Source organism: Pseudoalteromonas sp. T1lg122 (assembly GCF_002964825.1).
Taxonomy (GTDB): Bacteria; Pseudomonadota; Gammaproteobacteria; order Enterobacterales; family Alteromonadaceae; genus Pseudoalteromonas; species Pseudoalteromonas gelatinilytica.
Genome location: NZ_PQCG01000034.1, coordinates 3,077 through 24,241, shown reverse-complemented (window position 1 = coordinate 24,241; position 21,165 = coordinate 3,077). Strand labels below are relative to the sequence as shown.

Sequence of the window (21,165 nt, the reverse complement as noted above, 5' to 3'; positions counted from 1 at the left end):
GAGTAATGAGGTTGGCGCCTCCTTGCTTTTAGTTAAGAACACAGATGCTAAAAGGAGATTATGTGGGCATAGAAAAGGAAAGACCGATCTCAGTTCCTGAGCGTACGGTAAATCGACCGCGACCAACCATTTTGGTCGTCGATGATGAATATTTTAATTTTGAAATGCTCAAAGCAAGCCTTGGGAATGAGTTTTCGTTAAGCTATGCAAACTCAGGCACATCGTGCTTAACATCGGCTATTGCTGAGCCGCCGGATGCTATACTACTCGATGTGTGTATGCCGGGCTTAGATGGTTATGATACCTGCCGATTACTAAAAAACACCCCAGAAACAGAGCAAATTCCTGTTGTCATGGTGTCTGGTCTTGAAACCGAGCTTGAACAAAAAGCGGGGTTTGATGCCGGTTGCGACGCCTATGTAGTGAAGCCTTTTTCTGTTAAAACATTAATAGAGAAAATAAAAACACTGGTATAGGAGGCCATATGTTTCATGAGGAGAAACGCGATTTTCGCCGCATGCAAATTCATACCCCTGCAAAACTAATCCCATTAGATGCAGTTAATGGCGAAGAAATTCAGGTGACGTGCACTGATTTAAGTGCAACAGGGCTGGCAATTCACCTTGATGAAGTTTTAGAAATAGGCAGTCTTTATCGGGTGTTAATTGCTTCTACAAGTACAGCAATTACTTCGTTTGATGCCACAGCTAAAGTTGTGCGAGCAACCAAGGAGCAAGATGGCTCCTTGAGTGCCGGTTTAGAAATTGTAAATTTTAACTAGTAAACCTTACAGATCAGGCCTTTAAGATAAAAGCCTTCTGGGTAGCTGCCAGCAATTGGGTGGTCGGCAGCTTGGTTCAGTCGTTCCATAATTAATAAGTCTTTACCTGCATCAAGGGCTGCATCCGCAACCACTTTTTGAAATAAATTTTGTTCCATTAATCCAGAGCACGAGAAGGTAAGTAAAGTGCCACCTGGTTTTAAGATTTGCATCGCAATCATATTAATATCTTTATAACCACGGCAAGCACCGGTTAACTGCGCTTTGTTGTCAGCAAATTTTGGTGGATCCATAACGATAGTATCAAATTGCACACCTTCATCGCGGTATTGGCGCAATAACTTAAAGACATCTTGTTTCACGAAATCAACTTTCGATAAATCAAGGTTGTTATGCTCAACGTTACGCTTAGCCGTATCGAGCGCTGGCTGCGATACATCGACGTTAGTAACGTGTTTACAACCGCCACGCAAAGCATAGAGCGAGAAAGTACCTGTGTAGCTAAAGCAGTTTAATACTGTTTTGTCTTTAACAAAGCGCTCAAGGGCTGCACGGCTATCACGTTGGTCTAAGTAAAAGCCAGTTTTGTGGCCTTCAAGAATGTCTACCTCGAGTTTTAAGCCATTTTCTTCAATGATGACTGGCTCAGTTGGTTCCTTGCCCCAAAGTAGGCCCTTGATTGGCTCAAGGCCTTCTTTGGTGCGAACATCAACGTCCGAACGTTCATAAATATCGCAGCCTGGGAAAATCGTCATTAGTGCAGCAACAATTTCACCTTTATGGCGCTCTGCACCGGCACTAAGCAGTTGGCACACCAATACATTATCAAATTTATCGATAGTGATGCCTGGCAAGTAGTCAGATTCTGCAGCGCTTAAACGAAAACCTGTTAAGCCGCCTTCGCTGATCACCTGTTCGCGCGCAGCATAGGCACGGCGCAAACGTTTTTCAAAAAATGCTTGGTCAATAACTTCGTTTTGATCGAAGCTCCATACGCGAGCGCGAATTTGCGATTGCGGGCTGTAAGCTGCAATCGCTAAAAACTTACCGTCATTGTCATAGATAGTGACAGTGTCACCTAGTCCTGGCTTACCTTTTACTTTTTTAATGGCTTTTGAGAACACCCATGGGTGTTTTCTTTTTAATGATTTTTCTCGTCCAGCTTGCAGGTAAATAGCAGATGACATAGGGATTCTCGCGTCAAACAAAAGGGGGCATAGTTTAATGAAGCACTGGCAAACATACAATGAATGTTTTGAACAAATCCAGTAAGCACGCTAAAGTAAGCATAATTTCAATCAGTTAATGGTGATAGCCAGTATATGCAGCCAGAAATAGACTTTGCAGCTTTAGAAACTCAGTGTCGAGACTTTATTTTGTCTTTACTCCATGCCGATGTCGCACACGATATTAGTCATATTGAGCGAGTAGTGAGGGTTGCAAAACAATTATGTATTGCCGAGCAGGCAGAAATGACTGTGGTGTTACCCGCAGCTTGGTTACATGATTGTGTTGCGGTTGCAAAAAACCACCCAGACAGGGCAAAAGCATCGACCATGGCTGCAGATAAGGCGTTAAGTTTTTTAGCTTCAATTAATTATCCTGAGCAGTATTTTAGTGCTATTCATCATGCTATTGCGGCACATAGCTTTAGTGCCAATATCAAAGTCCAAAGTGTCGAAGCGCAAATTGTGCAAGACGCGGATCGAATGGATGCTTTAGGTGCAATTGGTGTGAGTCGCTGCATGAAAGTAGGGGGCTCAATTGGTCGTTATCTGTATCATAAAGACGATCCATTTTGCTTAAACCGTGAACCTGACGATACAAAATACACCCTCGATCATTTTTTCATTAAGCTGTTACACATTAGCGAGAGTATGAACACGCCATCGGCAAAAGATGAAGCTAAACGACGCACAGCTTACATGCTCGAATTTTTAGAGCAGTTAAAAACCGAAATTGGTGAGTAACATGGCTATTCCATCTTTATGTGGTGTTGATCATTGCCACTTAAATGTTGATGATTTATCGGCTGCGCTAAAGTGGTATCAGCAAGTACTTGGTTTTAATGTGGTACCAGAACTCGCATTTTGGGATGAAGGACAAGGGCCTTTAACCTTAGAAGATCAAGCAAAGACGATTCGTTTAGCACTCTTTGAAGCAGACGGTAGAAGCAAAGGAATTGCCTTTGGCGCAAATGCAGCACAGTTTTTAGCATGGCTTGAGCATCTCGCTCAATTTGATGTTAAAACCCTTGTTGCTGACCATGGTGTTACTTTTTCAATGTATTTTAAAGATTGTGCTGGAAACAGCCATGAAATTACTTCGCATGATTACGATGCAATTAAACAAGGCCTCAAATGAGGCCTTTAATACGCTATTAGCGGGTATAAGTGTTTTTGATTTCTATGATGCTATCTATTTGGCCGATAAATAAATCAACTAGTTGCGGGTCAAAATGCTTACCAGCTTCGTCTTTCAATAAGTCGAGCGCTTCTTCAACCGACCAGGCTTTTTTATAAGGGCGTTTTGAGGTTAAAGCATCAAACACATCTGCAATGGTGACAATACGCCCTTCAATACTAATTTCTTCGCCTTTCAGGCCATACGGATAACCCGTACCATCCCATTTTTCATGGTGTTCAAGGGCAAGCTTATGAGCAAGTTGCAATAACGGCGAAGTTGAGTTCTCTAAAATTTTCGCACCGATTAAGGCATGTTGTTTCATGTGTTCGTATTCGTTTTCGTTCAAGCGTCCAGGTTTTAATAGCACTGAATCAGGAATGCCTATCTTACCGACATCATGCATAGGCGCTGCCTGTTTAAGCTGCTCTGCCTCGTACTCGCTCATGCCATAGGCAAGGGCGAGTACTTTACTGTAGCGGCTCATTCTTGCAATGTGCTCACCGGTGTCGGTGTCTTTATATTCTGCAGCGCGGCCTAAACGTTGGATCAAATCAATGTGGGCTAATTGTAGTTGTTCAGCTTGCACTAAAGATAAATGATTTTTAACACGCGCCCTGACAATCGCAGGGCTAATTGGTTTGGTAATATAATCGACTGCACCTAGAGCAAAGCCTTCAGACTCATCCTGCTCATGAGAAAGTGCGGTAACAAAGATAACAGGGATATGAGCAGTTTTAGGATTTGCTTTCAATACTTTACAAACTTCAAAGCCGCTCATGTCGGGCATCATTATATCGAGCAAAATCAATTTAGGAGGTTCATTCTCAATAAGCTGAAGAGCAAGCTCGCCAGATTTTGCAAACGATAAGCGATAATCGTTAGCGAGTACTTCACGGATCACTTTTAAATTGGCTGGTTCATCATCGACGACCAAAATTCTTGCACGTTCTGAGATTTGCGTCATACGTGTTCCTTAGCAGCTTGGAGAGTATGCTTTAAAGCTGATAAAGCAGTGCTTGCTGCATCAAAGTCAAAGTTTTCAAAATGCGCACAAATTTCAACAACCTGATCTTGGTAGGTTGCCGGTGCTTGGGATTGCACCAGGCTTAATAAATCATCGTCTATTTCTGCATGCTCAGCTTGCGCTTGCAGTGCCTCAATTTGGCTAATAAATGCGCCCAACGACGTTTCGTGTATGGGTTGCTGTTGTGAACTAGACTGCGGCTGATCTGCAAGCAATGCAATCAGCGTTTGCCATTCCTGTTCGCACTCTGCAATGAGTGTAGGGAAGCTTTCCTTTTCACGTTCTTTCTCAGCGTTTGATAACAAGTATAATAATTTTGCGAGGGCTAAATTACCCGCGACTCCTTTAAGAGTATGCAAAATTGCTTTTTGTTCTTCTTCACTGAGCATTGGTTCCGTCAGTCGTAGAATACTCTGTTGATGATTGCTTAGGAATAAGCCAATTTCCGTATTTAATTTCTCTTTGCTTCCCCACATCAAAACACCTTTGTCGTAGTTGATGTGCTTTTTCTCATCACCGACTTTATTGTTAGTGATTTTATTTACTTCTAAACCAAGCACTTTCGCAATTTCATGGTTCAGCTGGTTAATATCAACGGGTTTATTCGCAAAGCCATTCATACCGGCCTGCTTTGTAGTAATTTTATCTTGTTGTAAAACACTCGCCGTCAACGCGATGATAGGTGTAATTTTTAAGCATCTGATTTTCTCTATTTCGCGGATTTCTTTACAGGCCGTAATGCCGTCACATTCCGGCATATGTATATCCATCAAAATCACATCAAAGCTTTGCTGTTCAAATGCTGCAATGGCTTCAAGACCATTGTGAGCCGTACTGATGGTGTGCCCAGCTTGCGATAATAAAATGTTCAGTAGCTCAACATTTTGCTCAATGTCATCAACCACTAATATGCGAAGTTTTGGTAAGTTTAATTGATTACAAGTTAGGGTATCGACTTGGCTGATATCACCTTCTTGTAAAGGAAGGCTAAAGTAGAAGCAGCTGCCTTTACCTTCTTCACTAATAGCACCAATTGAACCACCCATTAATTCAACAAGCTGCTTACTGATAGTCGTACCAAGGCCTGTGCCACCAAATCGGCGTGTCATGGTACCATCGGCTTGTTCAAATGGCTGGAAAATAGCGTCTAAGCGGTGCTTGGCTATGCCTATCCCGCTGTCTTGTACTTCGAAAAACAATTGTTTATTTTGAGTTTGACTCACCGTAATTGTGACAGACCCTTGCTCTGTAAATTTAATCGCATTACCGATGAGGTTATTCATCACTTGGCGAATACGGGATTCATCGCCAATATAAATAGGCGCAACATTATCAGCGATAATCAAATCAAGCAGAATATCTTTACGCTTCGCCTCAAGCCAAAAAGTCGAGACGATATTGTCGAGCAAGGCTTGTAAGTTAAAGTGCTCAGCATGAATATCGAGTTTGCCTTTTTCTAACTTTGCAGAATCTAGTACTTCATTGAGCAAATGCAGCAGTGAGCGAGCTGATTTATTGACGGTAATAATATGTTTTTGTTGCTCTTTACTAAGAGGACTATCCATTAATATGTCGCTAAAGCCGATTATCGCATTCATTGGCGTGCGAATTTCATGGCTCATATTTGCCATAAATGATTGTTTTGCTTGTGCTGCGGCTTCAGCTTCTTGCTTAGCCTTTTTGAGTGATTCTTCATATTCGTGACGAGCGGTGATATCAATCAGTACACCATCGATCCACTTTTGTTTAGAATCACTATTTTCGTTAATTGTTCCTTGGTCTAAAACCCACACAACTTTGCCATTTCGATGGCGAATGCGGTACTCAACCGCATATTGGTTTCTTTCAGCTATGGCTTTTTCCATAACTTCATCAATATGCGCTACATCATCGTTATTAATGATTTGAGCAAATGTAATTTTACCATCAGTAAATTCTTGAGGGCTGTAACCTGTTAAGTCAGAAACACTGGGGCTTATAAACTTCATCGTCCAGTGTTCATCTAACAAACAACGAAATACAGCGCCTGGGGTATTGTTCATTAAGGTACGATATTGTTTCTCTTTTTCTTCGAGACTTTGCTGTAGTGCACGTTGCTCTGTTAAATCGGTTATAAAGCCAACAAACAGTGTTTCTGCGTTAGGCTGTTTTACTTCACCAAGGCCAAGTCGAATAGGAAATAAATGACCATCTTTGTGCTTCGCAAACACATTACGGTTAACGCCAATCACTTTTTTAACTTCATGCCTGCTACTATCAGCTAAGTAACCATCATGTTGCGCGGCTATATCGTCGTTCATTAATAGTTTTACGTTTTTGCCCAGTACTTCGTCTTGGCGCCAACCAAAAATAGTTTCTGCTGATTTATTAAAGCTTAAAATAATGCCATGAATATTAATTGTTACGATACCATCTATTGCGGTGCCTAAAATGGCATCTAAGCGCGACTCTTCTGCCGATTTTTCAGCAAGTAATAAGCGAAAACGCACCATGCCGTTAATAATCCCAACCAGAGCAGTCAATAATACGGTAGCAAATGAAACGCTAATGGCGATAAAAGTAAGTTGCGACGTTTGAACGTTTTCAGATAACAAAGGTGAGGTTGCAACAAAGCGGGTGGCGGCCATTCCCATATAGTGCATACCCGCTACAGCAAAGCCAAATATAATGGCGCAAATGATTCGGGTTTGTAACACAGTGAGTTTTTTAAAGTGCTCGCCTAAGTGAAATCGCGCATATAAGCCGACAAAAGATAATGCAACTGCCACCACAATTGATGCTGCAAACCAAGCCGGGTCGTAGCGAAGCAGCGGACTCATTTGCATGGCGGCCATGCCCGAGTAGTGCATCGCACCAATGCCAGAGCCAAGTAATACAGAGCCAATGAGTAGCTTTATTGTTGTTGGTATTTGCTTTAAATCTTTGCGTTTCAAAAATGAAAATGCGGTATAGCAGGCTAAAAATGCAGGAATAAATGAAAAAAATGTCAGTGTAGGGTCGTACTCCACGGTGGTGCACAATGAAAAAGCCAGCATGCCGATAAAGTGCATACTCCAAATCCCACCTGACATCACCAAGGCACCTGTTGCACTGCCTAATTTACGGTACGAATCAAATTGAGTTCTATTTGCTAAATCAATGATATGGAGTGAAAAATAAGCAGCAAAAATAGCCGTAGCAATAGAAAGAGCAACTAAGCTTGAATCATAGACACCACTTACTATGAAGCTGGGGTCTTGATCGGTTATAAAAAATTTCGCGAGCATAATATTTTTTTGAAACGGCTTGTAATAGCAGTCTAATACAAATTGTTCTGAATTTAGAGAAAAACCTATCACTTAAGTACGTAGGATTCAAAACCTTGGCTATATTTAATTAAAAAGGAGTAGTTCGAGGTGGGTAGATGAGAAGAACCGAGCAAACTTTAGTTGAACAAATGCAAATTAATGATGTAGAAATCCAACACAGAATGAGTTTATTAGGGCTGACTTCAAACAGTCTCTCATCATTATTAAACTACAAGCCCATTATAGAATCAGCCATTGAAAATGTGGTTAATGAGTTTTATAAAAAGCAAACCGAAGTAGATGAAATTTCGTTATTAATTGGTGATGCGGATACTTTAACACGGCTCAGAGATGCACAAAGGCAGTATATAATCGATTTATTTTGTGGTCGTTACGAGCATGAATATGTTAACAACCGTCTACGGATTGGTATGGTGCATAAGCGTATTGGTGTTGAACCTAAGCTTTACTTATCGGCGGTGTGTACTTTAAAAGAACTCATTTTTAATGTGCTTCGCACCACAATAAGCAATCAAGATGAGTTAAATCATACCCTTAACATCATTGATAAATTGATTTACTTTGATACGACTTTGGTCTTTGATACTTATATCGACAGCTTAGTGGGCGAAATTGAAAATGCGAAACGCCGCACCGAAGTCTATGCGAAAGGCCTTGAAGAAAAAGTCGCTCAGCGTACTCAAGAACTTGAGAAGCTAGCTAAGCTTGACCCACTTACTAACCTCTACAACCGGCGTGTCATGCAAGAGCTATTACAACGCGACCTTGCCAGAGCCAGACGTCACAAATCGCCATTAACGGTTGTTTATTTTGATCTCGATGACTTTAAGTCAGTAAATGATACACAAGGGCATTTAAAAGGCGACGAAGTCCTTAAATATATAGGCCAATACTTACTTGATAATATTCGCGAGATTGATATACCGTGCCGTTATGGCGGCGATGAATTTTGCATCATCTTACCCGATTGCGAGTTAGATAGCGCCTTTACTATTTGTGAAAAACTTATAGCCGCATTTGAACAACAATACCCTGAGCTTCATCTAAGTTTTGGTCTTATTGCAGCGCCACTTGATAGCACGGTAGATGCTGAAGAGTTAATTAATCGAGCCGACAAAAAAATGTATCAGGCAAAAGAGCATAAGGGTTCATACATTATGCGTTAGCGAGTCATACGCTTTACAAAAACAACGACGAATAAAGCAAGCGAAAAGCTACCACAAAATGCTTCTATGGCTGCGATTAACCTCGAAAAACCTATTGGCGTAATGTCACCATAGCCAAGGGTTGTAAAAGTCACCACGCTGAAGTAAAAACTATTCAACAATGCCGACAAATTGCTTTGAAATGAATTTTCAAAGCTCAGTTGCATGACAGAATCTTGATAACTTACCCCAAATAGGAAATAACAAAATGCACAGCAAATAATGAGTGACAGACTAAAGCGAATGACATTTTCGGGCTTTTCGCCATAACCACAGAGCATATCTATAAAGCTGGAAGTAATTTGCTTGGTTGAGCCTTTTCGGTATTGCGCATGACGCATTCTTAATTCTTTGTAGGTGAAGTTACCGGCGAGCTCAAAAAGCCCTTGATGTTCAGAGGCTTTTCTTAAATTGCGATATATTTCTTCAGATTGCTCAAATAAGTCTCGTGCTTCATCATGCTGTTTATTTTTACGTGCTTTAAATGCAGCCGCTTCTTGTAATAATTGGTTACCCAACTCGATATTATCAATTCTGCTGTCGTTGAGTTTGATGCCCAATAAGTTGGTATTTTTTAAATCACAGTAATGTAAACTCGCACTATGTAAATTGGCTTTCATTAATGAAGCGTTGGCTATTTTATTATTAAATAAATGAGCGCCCGTTAAATTCGCACGATAAAAATTACAATAGGAGAGATCATAACCTTCTTCGTCATCCTGCTTGATCAGGTTTAACCCTGAAAGGTTCGCTCTTTGCAATTGCAGGCCTTCTAATAAGCCACCTTTTTTTGCATAGCGCTCTAATTTTTGGGTTAGATCTAGCCCTGATTTATCAAATTTACTATCATGCCAAAAGCAAAATCCAGAGCCCATATCTGTTTCTTGGCACTTGTTACCTGTTGGGGAAATATAACTACAACATGGTTTGTCAGGCATAAAGATGAAAACTTATTTGTGAGTCATCTTTATAGATTAGCAGCTATTTGACAGGGTAAAATGGAATCTCTCATATTTATTAATTGAATTGGCTTATCTTTGTTGGATTACACCTTAAAGCGCAGTAAACGCAGAACCACAGTGGCAATTAAAGTTGCCCAGCAGAAACTCACTGTTTATGCACCTTTTTATGTTCCACAAACTGAGATTGATGCCTGGCTTAAGACCAAGCAAGATTGGGTCGCTGAACAAATTGCCAAACAATCCATTCATGCTGAACGCCGTCAACTTCCTCTTGCAAACGCGACAATTAAGTTGTTTGGGCAAGATGTTCCGATAGTATTTGCAAAAGGCACTAAAAGCATGTGGCAACAAGATGCACACGCTAGGCTTACCTTATCTATTTCATCGCGCGTCAAACATCAAGAAGCTAACTACCTAGCATTGCTTGAGCAGTTTTTACATGAAAAGCTTGAGAGCTATATTGAAATGCGTGTTCATGATTATTGTGTACAGATGTCTGAAGCACTCCCTACAAAGCTTAAAATTCAACATTATAAACGTCGTTGGGGCAGTTGTAATAAGCGCCGCGAGCTGACTTTTAATCTACATTTAGCAAGTGCGCCAACCTGGGTGATTGATTATGTGGTTGTACACGAACTTGCGCATCTTTTGCATATGAACCATAGCGCTAAGTTTTGGCAACGTGTGAGCCAGTTTTATCCAAATTATAAAAAAGCAGAGCAATGGCTTAAAGCAAATGGAAGTAGTTTGAGTTGGTAGCTTAAGTTAGCGAGAGTAAAGTTAGAAAGAGTAAAGTTAGAAAGAGTAAAGTTAGAAAGAGTAAAGTTAGAAAGAGTAAAGTTAGCGAGAGTAAAGTTAGCGAGAGTAAAGTTAGCGAGAGTAAAGTTAGCGAGAGTAAAGGTAGAAAAAGTAAAGGTAGAAAAAGTAAAGAGTGGTGGAGGGAGCTGGATTCGAACCAGCGAAGGCTGAGCCGTCAGATTTACAGTCTGATCCCTTTGGCCGCTCGGGAACCCCTCCACACAGATTTTTACTATTGCATTTGGCCCCACTTTTCTAAGAAGGAAAGTGGTGGAGGGAGCTGGATTCGAACCAGCGAAGGCTGAGCCGTCAGATTTACAGTCTGATCCCTTTGGCCGCTCGGGAACCCCTCCAATGCAACGGCGCTGATAATAGCAAACTGATTATTTAAGTAAAGAAAAAAACTAAAGAAAAATGCATAAATGCCGATAACTGGTTAATCAAGAAACTATTTGGCTAAAGACTATGCAAATTGATGGTTTGTTGCTCACTGAGAGTCAACTCGATAATCGTCTAAATAAAAGTGTACACGAGCACCGCTCTGGAGAGTTTGCTTTATTACTAGCAATGCTTTCTCATGATGCGCTCGATTTTAGCCAGTTTCACCTGCCAAAAACAGAATTAACCAGTCCTGATGTATCTGAATCGGTTCTGCGTAAAGAACTCGGTGCTGGTCCATCACAACCATTAGCTCCTGAACAATTCGATATGTTGATAGGCCAAGACAATGCATTTAAATTACTGCAAGGTGGTTTGTCGGATATTAGGTTACATCATTGCTTAAACCCAGAACCGCTGAATGTCCGTGATGACAAGCTGCATGTGCCACTTGAAGTGATTGATAACTGTGAGCCAGCAGTTAGAAAACGTTTTTATGAAAAAAATAAACCTGTGGAGCGCCCACAAATCGACGCTGCTGCATTTTATGATAGCCTTACCGACGAGGCGATACATCAACCCCTACATTTAGCTACAGCTTAAGTATAAGTGGCTTAATCGAACTGTCATAGACTACGAATAAACTAAGAATACACTTATATTTAAGTAAAACTGCAAAAAGTACAGCTAAATTAAGATGTGCTTGTTATAATAGCAGTCTATGGCTTAATGCCATTGTCATTGAACCAAGTTACTAGGACTATAATGAAGAAAACATTCACGCTAAACCACGAGAAAATTAAATACCCTCGTATGGTTGATGCAGCCAAGCACGAAGTAAAAAAATACTTAAAACGTGAGCGTAATAAAACACTCCCAGCAGATGCCGATTATTGGGCGTTTGACTGTAAGTTTGGTGAATCAGCGGATGAGGCCAATGTCGTTCACGTGGCAGAGATTAATAAATGTATCAGCGATATTGAAGCTAAAGGGCTTACATCGTTCTACGTTGAGATCTTAGCGCGTCCTGCACAGCGTCAACAGCAAGAGTTTGACGAAGAGTAATATCCATACTGTTCTGCAGTTATACTCTTACCAAAAAAGGGCCTTCAGGCCCTTTTTTAGTTTTAGTAATTAATCAACGTGCAAATGGATCGGCATTGATTTTTTCTATGTACCAATTGCCTTTTTTACGCATCATTTTCACACTGCGCATATCATCAACTTTTTTACCGTTAAAGTAGCCTGTGAAGATTAAATTGATATTGGCTTTATCACCGTATTGTTCGCGTAGACTCATATTGGTCATATCGACTTCAATTACCACCTCGTCGTATTGCATATTGACTAGGTTGCGAGCGAACTGCCCAGCGGTACCGTAAGATTTCATAATACGCGCCATTTTTGGGGTGGCGTATTCCATAGCAAGGTTCAAATCGTTTTGGTTATATAAGGCATCGAAATACAGAGTCGCCACATTACCAGGGGTGTTTTTTTCGCCTTTTGGCGCATCTTCAGAACCGCAACCGAAAAGAAAGCAGCTACTTAATAGAACAAAAATTAAGAGTATATTTTTCATTGTTGTTGTTTTACGAGTTAACTTGAGATTAAGTGTGTGACTAAATCAGCTTGATGTAAAGTTAACTCGGTAAAATTATTGGTTTTATTTATTTTGGGTAATAAAAAAGGATGCATCTCTGCATCCTTTTTTGACAACTTAGTTGTTATTACTGAACAAGCTCTTTGTCGCTGAATTCTTCAGCAAATAATGGACTAGATAAGTAACGCTCAGTTGCACTTGGTAAAATTACCACGATATTTTTGTCTGCGTTTTCAGGTTTTTCAGCAAGGCGTTTTGCAGCAACGACTGCAGCACCCGATGAAATACCCACTAAAATACCTTCGTTTTTCATCAGTTCGTGAGCCATTGCAATCGCATCTTCATTTGATACTTGCTCTGCGGCATCAATCACTTCTAAATCAAGGTTGCCAGGGATGAAGCCTGCACCGATACCTTGAATTTTATGAGGACCCGGTTTAATTTCTTCGCCAGCTAAAGTTTGGCTAATAACAGGTGAGTTAGTTGGCTCAACAGCAACAGATTGCACGTTTAGGCCTTTTTCTAGTTTAAGGTAACGGCTAACACCTGTAATGGTACCACCTGTACCAACACCTGCTACGAAGATGTCGATTTTACCGTCCATTGCTTCATAGATTTCAGGACCCGTTGTTTCGAAGTGAATTTTCGGGTTTGCTGGGTTTTCGAATTGCTGTAAAAGAATGTACTTTTCAGGCTCACTTGCTTGAATTTCTTTTGCTTTTTCGATTGCGCCATTCATGCCTTTAGCGCCATCAGTCAATACTAGGTTGGCACCTAACGCTTTTAATAGTTTACGACGCTCTAAGCTCATTGTATTAGGCATAGTCAGTGTTAATTTATAACCACGTGATGCAGCAACGAATGCAAGCGCAATACCTGTGTTACCAGATGTAGGCTCGATTAGCTCTTTGTCTTTGGTTAATACGCCTGACTTTTCTGCTTCCCAGATCATTGAAGCGCCAATACGGCATTTAACACTAAAGCTTGGGTTACGTGATTCTACTTTAGCAAAAACATTACCTGAGGTTACGCGGTTAAGCTTTACAATTGGTGTATTACCAATCGTTAATGAATTATCTTCAAAAATGTTAGACATAGTGTTCCCTTGGAAGCAATTTATTCAATCGTGACCAAATAGCTTAGGCTACCGATCTGTAATAGTCACACTTTACTGTGGTGAATAAAAAACGAAAGTAAAGTTTGGCTATAACATATAGCGAATAGGCTTATAGCATTTAGTAATAAGGTGGGAAAAGAAGGGCGCGCACCCAAAGGTGCGCAAAGTCAGGTTAGAGTAACCAAGCGTAGCTAAATTTAGCAAATAAGGTGCGCTGCTCTTTGGTGATGGATGAAAGCTCATCATCTTGGTAGCCATTATCAGAGTAGCCAGCAAAGAATACCGTTTGCGGATTCAACTTGTAAGAATACAATAGTTGAGTGGCGAGGTTTTTATATTGGCTATCTACATCATCTATGTAATTAGCTTGATTACGCTCTAAGTCAGTATAAATGACTGCAAGGCGTACAAAGCTATTTACGTTGAATTGATAAGTTAAACGCACATCACTTAAATTAGCGGTAAATACTTCACTGCCATCAGCCTCAAGCTGCTCATAAGTATGACGTAAACGTACTTCAAAATGTTTACCAAGATTCATATTCAGTACTGGGCGAATATGGAATTTATCACCAACGCGGTTATTCGCTAAGTCGACAGCATTACCTGTATACATAAATAAAGAAGCAAATACCCCAGCGGTTGGCTTAAAGTCACTATAAAAGCCAACGCCATTTTCGCTAAACATATCTGTGTTGCCATCAATATCTAAACGTGATTTATCATGACGAAGGCCGGTTCGGTTTCTGTGTTCAACAGACAGCTCAAAAAAGCTTTGTAATGGACCACTCACAGAAAAGCTAGTCTGTGCTTCTTTTTCAAGAAGTTCGTTATTTTCGTTATGAGTAATATCCCAATCGGCATAAAGGTTTGCGCGATTCCACCAATTACCTTTATCACCATACCAACGGTATTCACCCCCAGTCGTAAACTTCTTAAAATCAACTTGTGAGATAAAACCTAAGTCTGCTCTCAAATCGGCATCGCGATAATTATAATCGGCAAATGCGCGCCAATATTTCTCGTCGTGCTGATACTTTACATAGTAACCAGTGCCTGATTGCTGTTCTTTACTTAAAACACGCAGTACGCCTTCGTTGTAGTCGCAGTCACTATTTAATTCACAGCTTACTTGCTCTGGCTGTGAGCAGTTATCTCCATCACATAACTCATCTATGAAGTCTTGGCTGTATTGCGTTTGTGACTTTAATACTTGCACTAAAAAAACATCGTTGACTGTTGGTTTGTATTTACTATCAATACTGTAAACCGTGTTCTTGTAGTCATCACTTTGTCTGTGTGTTGCCGTTGAGCCAAGTGATAACCCTGATTCAAAATCGTATCGATAACGCAGGGCACCGTTTTCACCTTTTTCGTCGAGGGCGACAAGCGATGAACCTAAATTGCCCGGGATCAACACATTTGTTTGTGTGTCATTGGCAATGAAACCGGCAAATGTATGGCCATTTTTGCTGCCGGTGATTTTCGTGCCGTAATCTGGTTGGGCAATATTACGGGTATGAATAAGGTTAAGTGTTGAGGCAAAGTAGTCAGCGTTATCTAAAAAGAAGGCGCGCTTTTCAGGGAAGAACAAACTGAAATTATTGTTCACGCTCAATTGTGCGACATCCGCTTCGACCTGAGAAAAATCAGGATTAATGGTCGCATTTAAAGTAATGTCTGGGGTGATCCCCCATTTTACATCGAGACTGGCTTCAGTATTGTTTTCTGACTGCCAATCTGCCACTTCTGAGCCATCAATATCACGGGTTCTCATTTTTGCCAAGCACCACAGATGGAATAATTGCCACGTTGTTGCCTTGCTTCGCTTGTTCAAAGCCTTGGTAACTTGGCATTTGGCAAATCCAACAGTTGTTACCATGGTCAATCTGCATACTTGAGATACGTAAACGTTCACTGCGCGGTAAAAAACGTAAAAACTCCATTGCCATGGTTTTACTTGCCACGCTGTCGTCAAAATTTAGTACGCGTAAGGGGATTGCAACTTCAACGGTGTATCCGTTTTCGTGAATAACACCCACACTATCCCAAATACCATCCCATGATGAGCTCTCATGTTTAGTCAGTTCGTTTTCTATTGAATCTTGCTGTACACCAAGTGGATTGATAAAAAATTGATACGCTAATTGAGAATTATTGTATGAATCAATTTTTAGACCAACTAAGTCATCATCCCATGCCGCATCTCGGTCACGGTAAAAAGCACGAATAAGTTCCGGGTTAGGGTCGTTTGCTTCAAAGCCAATAAAAAGTGTTTCGCCATCTTCATAAACATAGGCGTGGGTGGTGACTGGGCTTTTACTGTTCTCATAAGGCCAAGTGACGTTGTCTATGGTGATTTTTTTTGCACGTTGCCAACTTGGCTCATTTAGCTTGCCATCAATTGTTGCTTGCTCTGCAATAAAAGGGAGGGTGACAGGTTGGCTGGTGGCCAAGGTAGTAAAAGGCACACTCAATAGAGCGGCACTTAATATTGATTTATACATAAGCACTATACGGGTATTCAAAACTGCGAGCATGTTATTAATTTGCAACATTGTTAACAAATGCAACGCGACAGGGCGCATATATTTACGTTCAAATTAGATTCTGACAAGCTGTGGTGGTAATTTGCGCAGTTAAACGTTAATTTGGCTGTTTTATAACAAAAGTAAACTAAAACGTGGTAAAAGATTACCACCTAAAAATTGAAGTGATCGTTATGAAGTTAATTCTAAAATTAATTGCCGGTATTGTTGCTGGTATCTTAGTGGGCTTATATGTGCCACTAACAGGTGTTGAACTCCTTTACACAGTAAAAGAAATAATAGGTCAGTTGATCACCTTTACCATTCCCCTGATTATTTTATTTTTTATTGCATCAGGTATTGCTGGCTTACCAAAAGGTTCAGGCCACTTGTTAGGCAAAACAGTTGGGTTTGCTTATGGGTCAACAATAATCGCGGGTACTTTAGCGTTTCTACTGGTAAGTGCCATGATCCCATTATTTGATGGGGGTTTAACGTTTGAAGCCGAAGTAGCAACAGAAGTAGGCAGCTTTATTGATTTAGAAATCCCGCCTTTAATGAGTGTGATGACGGCATTAGTGACCGCATTTGTGTTTGGCATTGGCATGAGTCAATTACAACTTGAAACACTGAAAAAAGTGTCTGATCAAGGCCGTGATGTTATCGATGCTTTATTAGCAAAAGTGATTATCCCAGCGTTACCTTTTTACATCGCCGGTGTATTTGCTGAAATGACAGTCGCAGGCACAGTGGTTGATACCTTACAAACCTTTGGCATTGTTTTATTAGCTGCATTAATTATGCATTGGTTGTGGTTAACATTTTTATACGTTTCAACGGGACTACTACTAAAGCGTAATCCATTAGAGCTTGTAAAAAACATGCTGCCAGCTTATTTTACTGCTTTAGGTACAATGTCGAGTGCTGCAACAATTCCTGTTTCACTTCGTTCAAGCAAAGCAAATAACGTAAAAGAAGACGTTGCTAACTTTACCGTGCCTTTATGTGCAACCATTCACTTGTCTGGTTCAACAATCACGATTGTGACATGTGCAATGGCTGTGATGTTCTTATCACCGAATATGGATGTACCATCACTATTTGGTATGTTGCCGTTTATTATGATGTTAGGTGTTGTAATGATTGCTGCACCTGGTGCACCAGGCGGCGCTGTTATGTCAGCACTGGGCCTACTAACAAGTATGCTTGGCTTTAATGAAGGTGCTGTTGCACTGATGATTGCACTTTATTTAGCACAAGATAGCTTTGGTACCGCGTGTAATGTAACGGGTGATGGTATTATTGCTTTATGGGTTGATCGTTTTAGCGAGAAAGCCTCGGCATAAAATTAATTAGTGAAACGATATTTTGATTTATCGTTTCACTTTTTCTGTGCTAATGTGGCACATTAAATTGTGCGAAAGCAGCTATTTGGGTTTTTTGAGGGTGTTCCATTGATTAATGTACTTTTAGTTGATGACCATGAGCTTGTACGGACAGGGATCAGACGTATACTTGATGATGTTCGTGGTTTTAAAGTGGTGGGTGAAGCTAAAACCGGTGAAGAAGCGGTGCAATTTTGTCGCCAGCATTCACCTGATATCGTGTTGATGGACATGAATATGCCAGGTATTGGCGGTTTAGAAGCGACGAAGAAAATCTGTCGTTATTGCCCAGATGTAAAAATTATTGTGCTTACTGTGCATTGTGAAGATCCATTCCCAAGTAAAGTAATGCAAATCGGTGCTCATGGTTATCTGACCAAAGGTGCCGGCTCTGATGAAATGGTTAACGCCATTCGTGCGGTGAATGCAGGCCAACGTTATATTGCACCTGAAATTGCACAGCAAATTGCTCTTGCGCAGGTAAGTGGCCGTACAGATGAAAACCCATTCCAGAGTTTATCTGAGCGTGAGCTGCAAATTATGCTGATGATCACCAAAGGTGAGAAAGCGCAAGACATCGCAGAACGTTTAAACCTGAGTTCAAAAACAGTGAATAGCTATCGCTATCGCATGTTTGAAAAGCTAAATGTGGGTGGTGATGTTGAACTTACTCATTTAGCAATTCGTCATAAAATGATCGACATTGATAGTTCGCATTAATTTGCTCAATGTCTGATTTCGAACCAGCCCGTTTTCTAAAAACACTATCAAGTGAGCCCGGTGTCTACCGAATGCTTGATAGTGAAGGGCAAGTTATCTATGTCGGTAAGGCAAAAAATCTAAAAAAGCGCGTCAGTAGTTACTTTCGAAGTAATGTCACTGATAGTAAAACGCGTGTCTTAGTAAGTAATATTTGCGGTATTGAGGTCACCCTGACCAACACCGAAACGGAAGCCTTATTACTCGAAAACAACCTAATTAAAAAATATCAGCCTCGTTACAATATTCTGTTACGAGATGATAAGTCTTACCCGTATATTCTTTTAACTGATCACACGCACCCGCGTCTGGCGTTTCATCGCGGCAGCCGAAAAATTAAAGGCGAATATTTTGGTCCATTCCCAAGTGCAGGAGCGGTATCAGAAAGTTTGCGTTTAATGCAAAAAATCTTTCCGGTTCGCCAATGTGAAGATGCGTATTACCAAGCTAGAAGCCGTCCATGTTTACAATATCAGTTAAAACGCTGCTCTGCGCCGTGTGTAAATAAAATTTCCGATGAAGAATATCGACAAGAAGTTGATTTTGTTCGCAAGTTTTTGCTAGGCAAATCTCATGAAGTCATTGCTGATTTAATCACCAAGATGGAGCAAGCGAGCAAAGAGCTCAAATTTGAGCTTGCTGCCAAAGTGCGTGACCAAATTATGCTACTGCGAAAAATGCAGGAGCAACAATCTATTTCGGGTAATCATGCGGAAATGGATGTGATTGGCTTTGCGCATTTAAATGGTTTAAATGCGGTTCATTTATTAATGATCCGCGATCACAAAGTGCTAGGCAGCAAAACTTATTTCCCAAAAGTACCTAAAGATTCCGGTGAAGAAGAAATACTGACTTCGTTTTTAGGTCAGTATTATTTAGCACCTGGTGCAACGGGGCGCATTGCCAAAGAAATTATCTTACCGTTCAGTATTGAAGAAAGTGAGCCTTTAAGTGAAGCACTTACGGCAATCTCTGAGCGTAAAGTTAGTTTAAAAGTTGCCAATCGAGGTGAGCGAGCACAGTATTTAAAGCTTGCTAATAAAAATGCTCTGAACAGCATTAGTGTTAAACAAAGTACCCAAGACTCCATTAATAAACGTTACGCGCAATTAAAAGAAACATTACGTCTCGATGATATTAATCGCATGGAATGTTTTGATATCAGCCATACAATGGGTGAAAACACGGTTGCAAGTTGTGTGGTGTTTGATTCACAAGGACCTAACAATAAAGAGTATCGCCGTTTTAATGTTACCGGCATCACCGGTGGCGATGACTATGCCGCGATGGAGTTTGCACTTAATAAACGTTACAACAAAGTAGTCGATGAAGAAAAAATACCCGATGTTATCTTTATCGATGGGGGTAAAGGTCAATTATCTCGTGCTGAGCAATATTTTGAAAACTGGCCGCATAATAAAATACCATTGCTGGTGGGTGTTGCAAAAGGCACAAGTCGAAAGCCTGGGTTAGAAACGCTATTAATTGATGGCGGACGTAAAACAATTCCACTTGATTCAGATGCGCCAGCACTGCATTTGATTCAGCATATACGTGATGAGTCGCACCGTTTTGCCATTGCTGGGCATCGTAATAAACGCCAAAAACAACGCACACAATCATTATTAGAAGAAATTACTGGCGTTGGACAAAAGCGCCGACAAGCATTATTAAAATATTTAGGGGGCATGCAAGGGGTAAAAGCTGCTAATATAGACCAATTAAAACAAGTTCCTGGGATCAGCCCTGAAATGGCTGAGAAGATATTTAATCATTTGCATGACAAGGCGTAGCCTTCGTGCGAATATAGAAAAAAAGACATCTCCAAGTAGTTATGTGGAATATTCCAAACACACTCACAACCTTTAGACTTTTTCTTATCCCCATTTTTTTGGTGATATTTTATTTGCCTTTCTCATGGGCGTTTTTCGCTGCTGCGTTTGTTTTCTGGCTTGCGTCGATCACAGATATCCTTGATGGTTATCTAGCTCGTCGTTTAAATCAGTCAACGCCATTTGGTGCGTTCTTAGATCCGGTTGCAGATAAAGTAATGGTGTGTGCGGCACTGGTTGCTTTATCGAGTCATTATCAAACCTTGTATATGACTATTCCGGCATTAGTGATTATTAGTCGTGAAATTGTTATCTCTGCATTACGTGAATGGATGGCAGAGCAGGGTAAACGTGACAACGTAGCTGTATCAAACATGGGCAAGTTTAAAACTGCGGCACAAATGCTAGCCATTATTGGTTTGATTTGGCAGTTTGATACATGGATGATCTACTTAAGTTATGGTCTTTTATACATTGCAACATTCTTAACGCTTAGTTCTATGTTGCAGTATTTAATAGCAGCATGGTCAGAATTGACCAAAAATTGATCCTAAACGTTTAATTACACACCGTTTTAGATAAAAAATAAGCAAACAGTTCAAAACTAGCATTTTTTATATTGACGCGTTTAATAATCTCTGTAGAATGCGTCCGTGTTGAGAGGGCATATCCCCCAAGATAAAGAAAGCGGCACTAGCTCAGTTGGTAGAGCGCAACCTTGCCAAGGTTGAGGTCACGAGTTCGAGCCTCGTGTGCCGCTCCAATTATCTAATTTGGCGGAATGGCAGAGTGGCCATGCAGCGGATTGCAAATCCGTCCACCTCGGTTCGACTCCGGGTTCCGCCTCCATTCAACACTCCACGCGCTCTATGAGCAACCCGATGCCCGGGTGGTGGAATTGGTAGACACAAGGGATTTAAAATCCCTCGCTGGTAACAGCGTGCCGGTTCAAGTCCGGCCCCGGGCACCATTTAAACTTAAATAGTTTATTGGATAAAGAAACAAATTTGCGGCACTAGCTCAGTTGCCAGAACGTTATCATCGCAACCGCAAGGTTGTGCACCAACGGACAAATTACTGAC

20 protein-coding genes and 5 tRNA genes are annotated in these 21,165 nt (G+C 40.8%); 15 read left to right on the top strand and 10 right to left on the bottom strand.

Translation table 11 applies throughout. The features are described from left to right. The first annotated feature begins 68 nt into the window (after positions 1–68). Together C2M33_RS18235 and C2M33_RS18230 are read left to right on the top strand one after the other, a co-directional pair. Positions 69–476 (top strand): response regulator, encoded by a 408-nt coding sequence (locus C2M33_RS18235; protein WP_267894588.1) that lies wholly within the window; start codon positions 69–71, stop codon positions 474–476. 8 nt (positions 477–484) lie between these two features. Next, positions 485–781: a PilZ domain-containing protein gene (locus C2M33_RS18230; protein WP_063707113.1), complete on the top strand. Its 297-nt coding sequence runs from the start codon at positions 485–487 to the stop codon at positions 779–781. Here the strand turns inward: C2M33_RS18230 and C2M33_RS18225 are convergent. Continuing rightward, positions 778–1,968: a class I SAM-dependent methyltransferase gene (locus tag C2M33_RS18225; RefSeq protein ID WP_063707115.1), complete on the bottom strand. Its 1,191-nt coding sequence runs from the start codon at positions 1,966–1,968 to the stop codon at positions 778–780. The two genes, C2M33_RS18230 and C2M33_RS18225, sit on opposite strands and share 4 nt — an antisense overlap. A 135-nt stretch (positions 1,969–2,103) precedes the next feature. On the opposite strand from C2M33_RS18225, the gene C2M33_RS18220 reads away from it, so the two are divergent. After that, complete coding sequence (locus tag C2M33_RS18220) at positions 2,104–2,751, top strand: HD domain-containing protein (RefSeq protein ID WP_063707118.1); 648 nt, start codon at positions 2,104–2,106, stop codon at positions 2,749–2,751. Further along, the gene (locus C2M33_RS18215; RefSeq protein WP_171038313.1) at positions 2,744–3,145 is read left to right on the top strand and encodes a VOC family protein; all 402 of its coding nucleotides are present in this window, start codon (positions 2,744–2,746) and stop codon (positions 3,143–3,145) included. The genes C2M33_RS18220 and C2M33_RS18215 overlap by 8 nt, the downstream gene beginning before the upstream one ends. A 16-nt stretch (positions 3,146–3,161) precedes the next feature. Here C2M33_RS18215 and C2M33_RS18210 read toward each other — a convergent pair whose 3' ends face one another. Both C2M33_RS18210 and C2M33_RS18205 read right to left on the bottom strand, forming a co-directional pair. Next, positions 3,162–4,151 (bottom strand): response regulator, encoded by a 990-nt coding sequence (locus tag C2M33_RS18210; protein WP_063707122.1) that lies wholly within the window; start codon positions 4,149–4,151, stop codon positions 3,162–3,164. Further along, positions 4,148–7,477: a PAS domain S-box protein gene (locus C2M33_RS18205; protein ID WP_105175328.1), complete on the bottom strand. Its 3,330-nt coding sequence runs from the start codon at positions 7,475–7,477 to the stop codon at positions 4,148–4,150. Before C2M33_RS18205 ends, C2M33_RS18210 begins: the two co-directional genes overlap by 4 nt. A gap of 137 nt (positions 7,478–7,614) precedes the next feature. Between C2M33_RS18205 and C2M33_RS18200 the strand changes: the two genes are divergently transcribed. After that, entirely contained in the window at positions 7,615–8,685 is a 1,071-nt protein-coding gene (locus C2M33_RS18200) for a GGDEF domain-containing protein (protein ID WP_063707124.1), read from the top strand. On the opposite strand, the gene C2M33_RS18195 is transcribed toward C2M33_RS18200, so the two are convergent. After that, a complete protein-coding gene (locus C2M33_RS18195) occupies positions 8,682–9,662 on the bottom strand; it encodes an ion channel (protein ID WP_105175109.1) in 981 nt (326 codons plus the stop codon). The two genes, C2M33_RS18200 and C2M33_RS18195, sit on opposite strands and share 4 nt — an antisense overlap. A gap of 102 nt (positions 9,663–9,764) precedes the next feature. Between C2M33_RS18195 and C2M33_RS18190 the strand changes: the two genes are divergently transcribed. After that, complete coding sequence (locus C2M33_RS18190; RefSeq protein WP_105175108.1) at positions 9,765–10,445, top strand: M48 family metallopeptidase; 681 nt, start codon at positions 9,765–9,767, stop codon at positions 10,443–10,445. A gap of 173 nt (positions 10,446–10,618) precedes the next feature. Here C2M33_RS18190 and C2M33_RS18185 read toward each other — a convergent pair. After that, positions 10,619–10,703: transfer RNA gene (locus C2M33_RS18185), tRNA-Tyr, on the bottom strand. A 49-nt stretch (positions 10,704–10,752) separates the two neighbouring features. Continuing rightward, positions 10,753–10,837 (bottom strand) — tRNA-Tyr (locus tag C2M33_RS18180). 112 nt (positions 10,838–10,949) lie between these two features. Here C2M33_RS18180 and C2M33_RS18175 point away from each other — a divergent pair. Further along, on the top strand, positions 10,950–11,465 hold the full coding sequence (locus tag C2M33_RS18175; RefSeq protein WP_063707128.1) for a VC2046/SO_2500 family protein: 516 nt from the start codon (positions 10,950–10,952) through the stop codon (positions 11,463–11,465). Positions 11,466–11,627: 162 nt separating this feature from the next. Continuing rightward, positions 11,628–11,927 (top strand): DUF6172 family protein, encoded by a 300-nt coding sequence (locus C2M33_RS18170; protein WP_063707161.1) that lies wholly within the window; start codon positions 11,628–11,630, stop codon positions 11,925–11,927. Between the two features lie 73 nt (positions 11,928–12,000). Here C2M33_RS18170 and C2M33_RS18165 read toward each other — a convergent pair whose 3' ends face one another. The 4 genes from C2M33_RS18165 to C2M33_RS21375 form a co-directional block, all read right to left on the bottom strand. Beyond that, the gene (locus tag C2M33_RS18165) at positions 12,001–12,441 is read right to left on the bottom strand and encodes a hypothetical protein (RefSeq protein ID WP_063707163.1); all 441 of its coding nucleotides are present in this window, start codon (positions 12,439–12,441) and stop codon (positions 12,001–12,003) included. Between the two features lie 148 nt (positions 12,442–12,589). Beyond that, positions 12,590–13,558, bottom strand: coding sequence for a cysteine synthase A (gene cysK / locus C2M33_RS18160; protein WP_063707165.1), 969 nt, complete (start codon positions 13,556–13,558; stop codon positions 12,590–12,592). A gap of 193 nt (positions 13,559–13,751) precedes the next feature. After that, a complete protein-coding gene (locus C2M33_RS18155; RefSeq protein ID WP_233999267.1) occupies positions 13,752–15,356 on the bottom strand; it encodes a DUF5916 domain-containing protein in 1,605 nt (534 codons plus the stop codon). Further along, positions 15,343–16,086 carry a carbohydrate binding family 9 domain-containing protein gene (locus tag C2M33_RS21375; RefSeq protein ID WP_233999266.1) on the bottom strand — a complete coding sequence of 248 codons (744 nt, stop codon included), beginning with the start codon at positions 16,084–16,086 and terminating at the stop codon, positions 15,343–15,345. Before C2M33_RS21375 ends, C2M33_RS18155 begins: the two co-directional genes overlap by 14 nt. Before the next feature lie 215 nt (positions 16,087–16,301). Here C2M33_RS21375 and C2M33_RS18150 point away from each other — a divergent pair, with 215 nt between their 5' ends. From C2M33_RS18150 to C2M33_RS18120, 7 genes are all read left to right on the top strand, one after another. Continuing rightward, positions 16,302–17,453 carry a dicarboxylate/amino acid:cation symporter gene (locus C2M33_RS18150; RefSeq protein ID WP_105175327.1) on the top strand — a complete coding sequence of 384 codons (1,152 nt, stop codon included), beginning with the start codon at positions 16,302–16,304 and terminating at the stop codon, positions 17,451–17,453. A 108-nt stretch (positions 17,454–17,561) separates the two neighbouring features. Continuing rightward, positions 17,562–18,212, top strand: coding sequence for a UvrY/SirA/GacA family response regulator transcription factor (gene uvrY, locus C2M33_RS18145; protein WP_054553647.1), 651 nt, complete (start codon positions 17,562–17,564; stop codon positions 18,210–18,212). Positions 18,213–18,220: 8 nt separating this feature from the next. Continuing rightward, positions 18,221–20,044, top strand: coding sequence for an excinuclease ABC subunit UvrC (gene uvrC / locus C2M33_RS18140; protein WP_105175107.1), 1,824 nt, complete (start codon positions 18,221–18,223; stop codon positions 20,042–20,044). 41 nt (positions 20,045–20,085) lie between these two features. Next, positions 20,086–20,631 (top strand): CDP-diacylglycerol--glycerol-3-phosphate 3-phosphatidyltransferase, encoded by a 546-nt coding sequence (gene pgsA / locus C2M33_RS18135; RefSeq protein WP_063707169.1) that lies wholly within the window; start codon positions 20,086–20,088, stop codon positions 20,629–20,631. A gap of 139 nt (positions 20,632–20,770) precedes the next feature. Next, positions 20,771–20,846: transfer RNA gene (locus C2M33_RS18130), tRNA-Gly, on the top strand. Between the two features lie 12 nt (positions 20,847–20,858). Next, positions 20,859–20,932, top strand: a tRNA-Cys gene (locus tag C2M33_RS18125). Between the two features lie 34 nt (positions 20,933–20,966). Continuing rightward, positions 20,967–21,053: transfer RNA gene (locus C2M33_RS18120), tRNA-Leu, on the top strand. Positions 21,054–21,165 lie beyond the last annotated feature (112 nt).

Excerpts from the sequence above, each read along its gene's own strand:
- C2M33_RS18230 (WP_063707113.1), top strand. The coding sequence starts at position 485 with ATGTTTCATGAGGAGAAACGCGATTTTCGCCGCATGCAAATTCATACC.
- C2M33_RS18225 (WP_063707115.1), bottom strand. The coding sequence starts at position 1,968 with ATGTCATCTGCTATTTACCTGCAAGCTGGACGAGAAAAATCATTAAAA.
- C2M33_RS18220 (WP_063707118.1), top strand. The coding sequence starts at position 2,104 with ATGCAGCCAGAAATAGACTTTGCAGCTTTAGAAACTCAGTGTCGAGAC.
- C2M33_RS18210 (WP_063707122.1), bottom strand. The coding sequence starts at position 4,151 with ATGACGCAAATCTCAGAACGTGCAAGAATTTTGGTCGTCGATGATGAA.
- C2M33_RS18205 (WP_105175328.1), bottom strand. The coding sequence starts at position 7,477 with ATGCTCGCGAAATTTTTTATAACCGATCAAGACCCCAGCTTCATAGTA.
- C2M33_RS18200 (WP_063707124.1), top strand. The coding sequence starts at position 7,615 with ATGAGAAGAACCGAGCAAACTTTAGTTGAACAAATGCAAATTAATGAT.
- C2M33_RS18195 (WP_105175109.1), bottom strand. The coding sequence starts at position 9,662 with ATGCCTGACAAACCATGTTGTAGTTATATTTCCCCAACAGGTAACAAG.
- C2M33_RS18175 (WP_063707128.1), top strand. The coding sequence starts at position 10,950 with ATGCAAATTGATGGTTTGTTGCTCACTGAGAGTCAACTCGATAATCGT.
- C2M33_RS18170 (WP_063707161.1), top strand. The coding sequence starts at position 11,628 with ATGAAGAAAACATTCACGCTAAACCACGAGAAAATTAAATACCCTCGT.
- C2M33_RS18165 (WP_063707163.1), bottom strand. The coding sequence starts at position 12,441 with ATGAAAAATATACTCTTAATTTTTGTTCTATTAAGTAGCTGCTTTCTT.
- cysK (WP_063707165.1), bottom strand. The coding sequence starts at position 13,558 with ATGTCTAACATTTTTGAAGATAATTCATTAACGATTGGTAATACACCA.
- C2M33_RS18155 (WP_233999267.1), bottom strand. The coding sequence starts at position 15,356 with ATGAGAACCCGTGATATTGATGGCTCAGAAGTGGCAGATTGGCAGTCA.
- C2M33_RS21375 (WP_233999266.1), bottom strand. The coding sequence starts at position 16,086 with ATGTATAAATCAATATTAAGTGCCGCTCTATTGAGTGTGCCTTTTACT.
- C2M33_RS18150 (WP_105175327.1), top strand. The coding sequence starts at position 16,302 with ATGAAGTTAATTCTAAAATTAATTGCCGGTATTGTTGCTGGTATCTTA.
- uvrC (WP_105175107.1), top strand. The coding sequence starts at position 18,221 with ATGTCTGATTTCGAACCAGCCCGTTTTCTAAAAACACTATCAAGTGAG.
- pgsA (WP_063707169.1), top strand. The coding sequence starts at position 20,086 with ATGTGGAATATTCCAAACACACTCACAACCTTTAGACTTTTTCTTATC.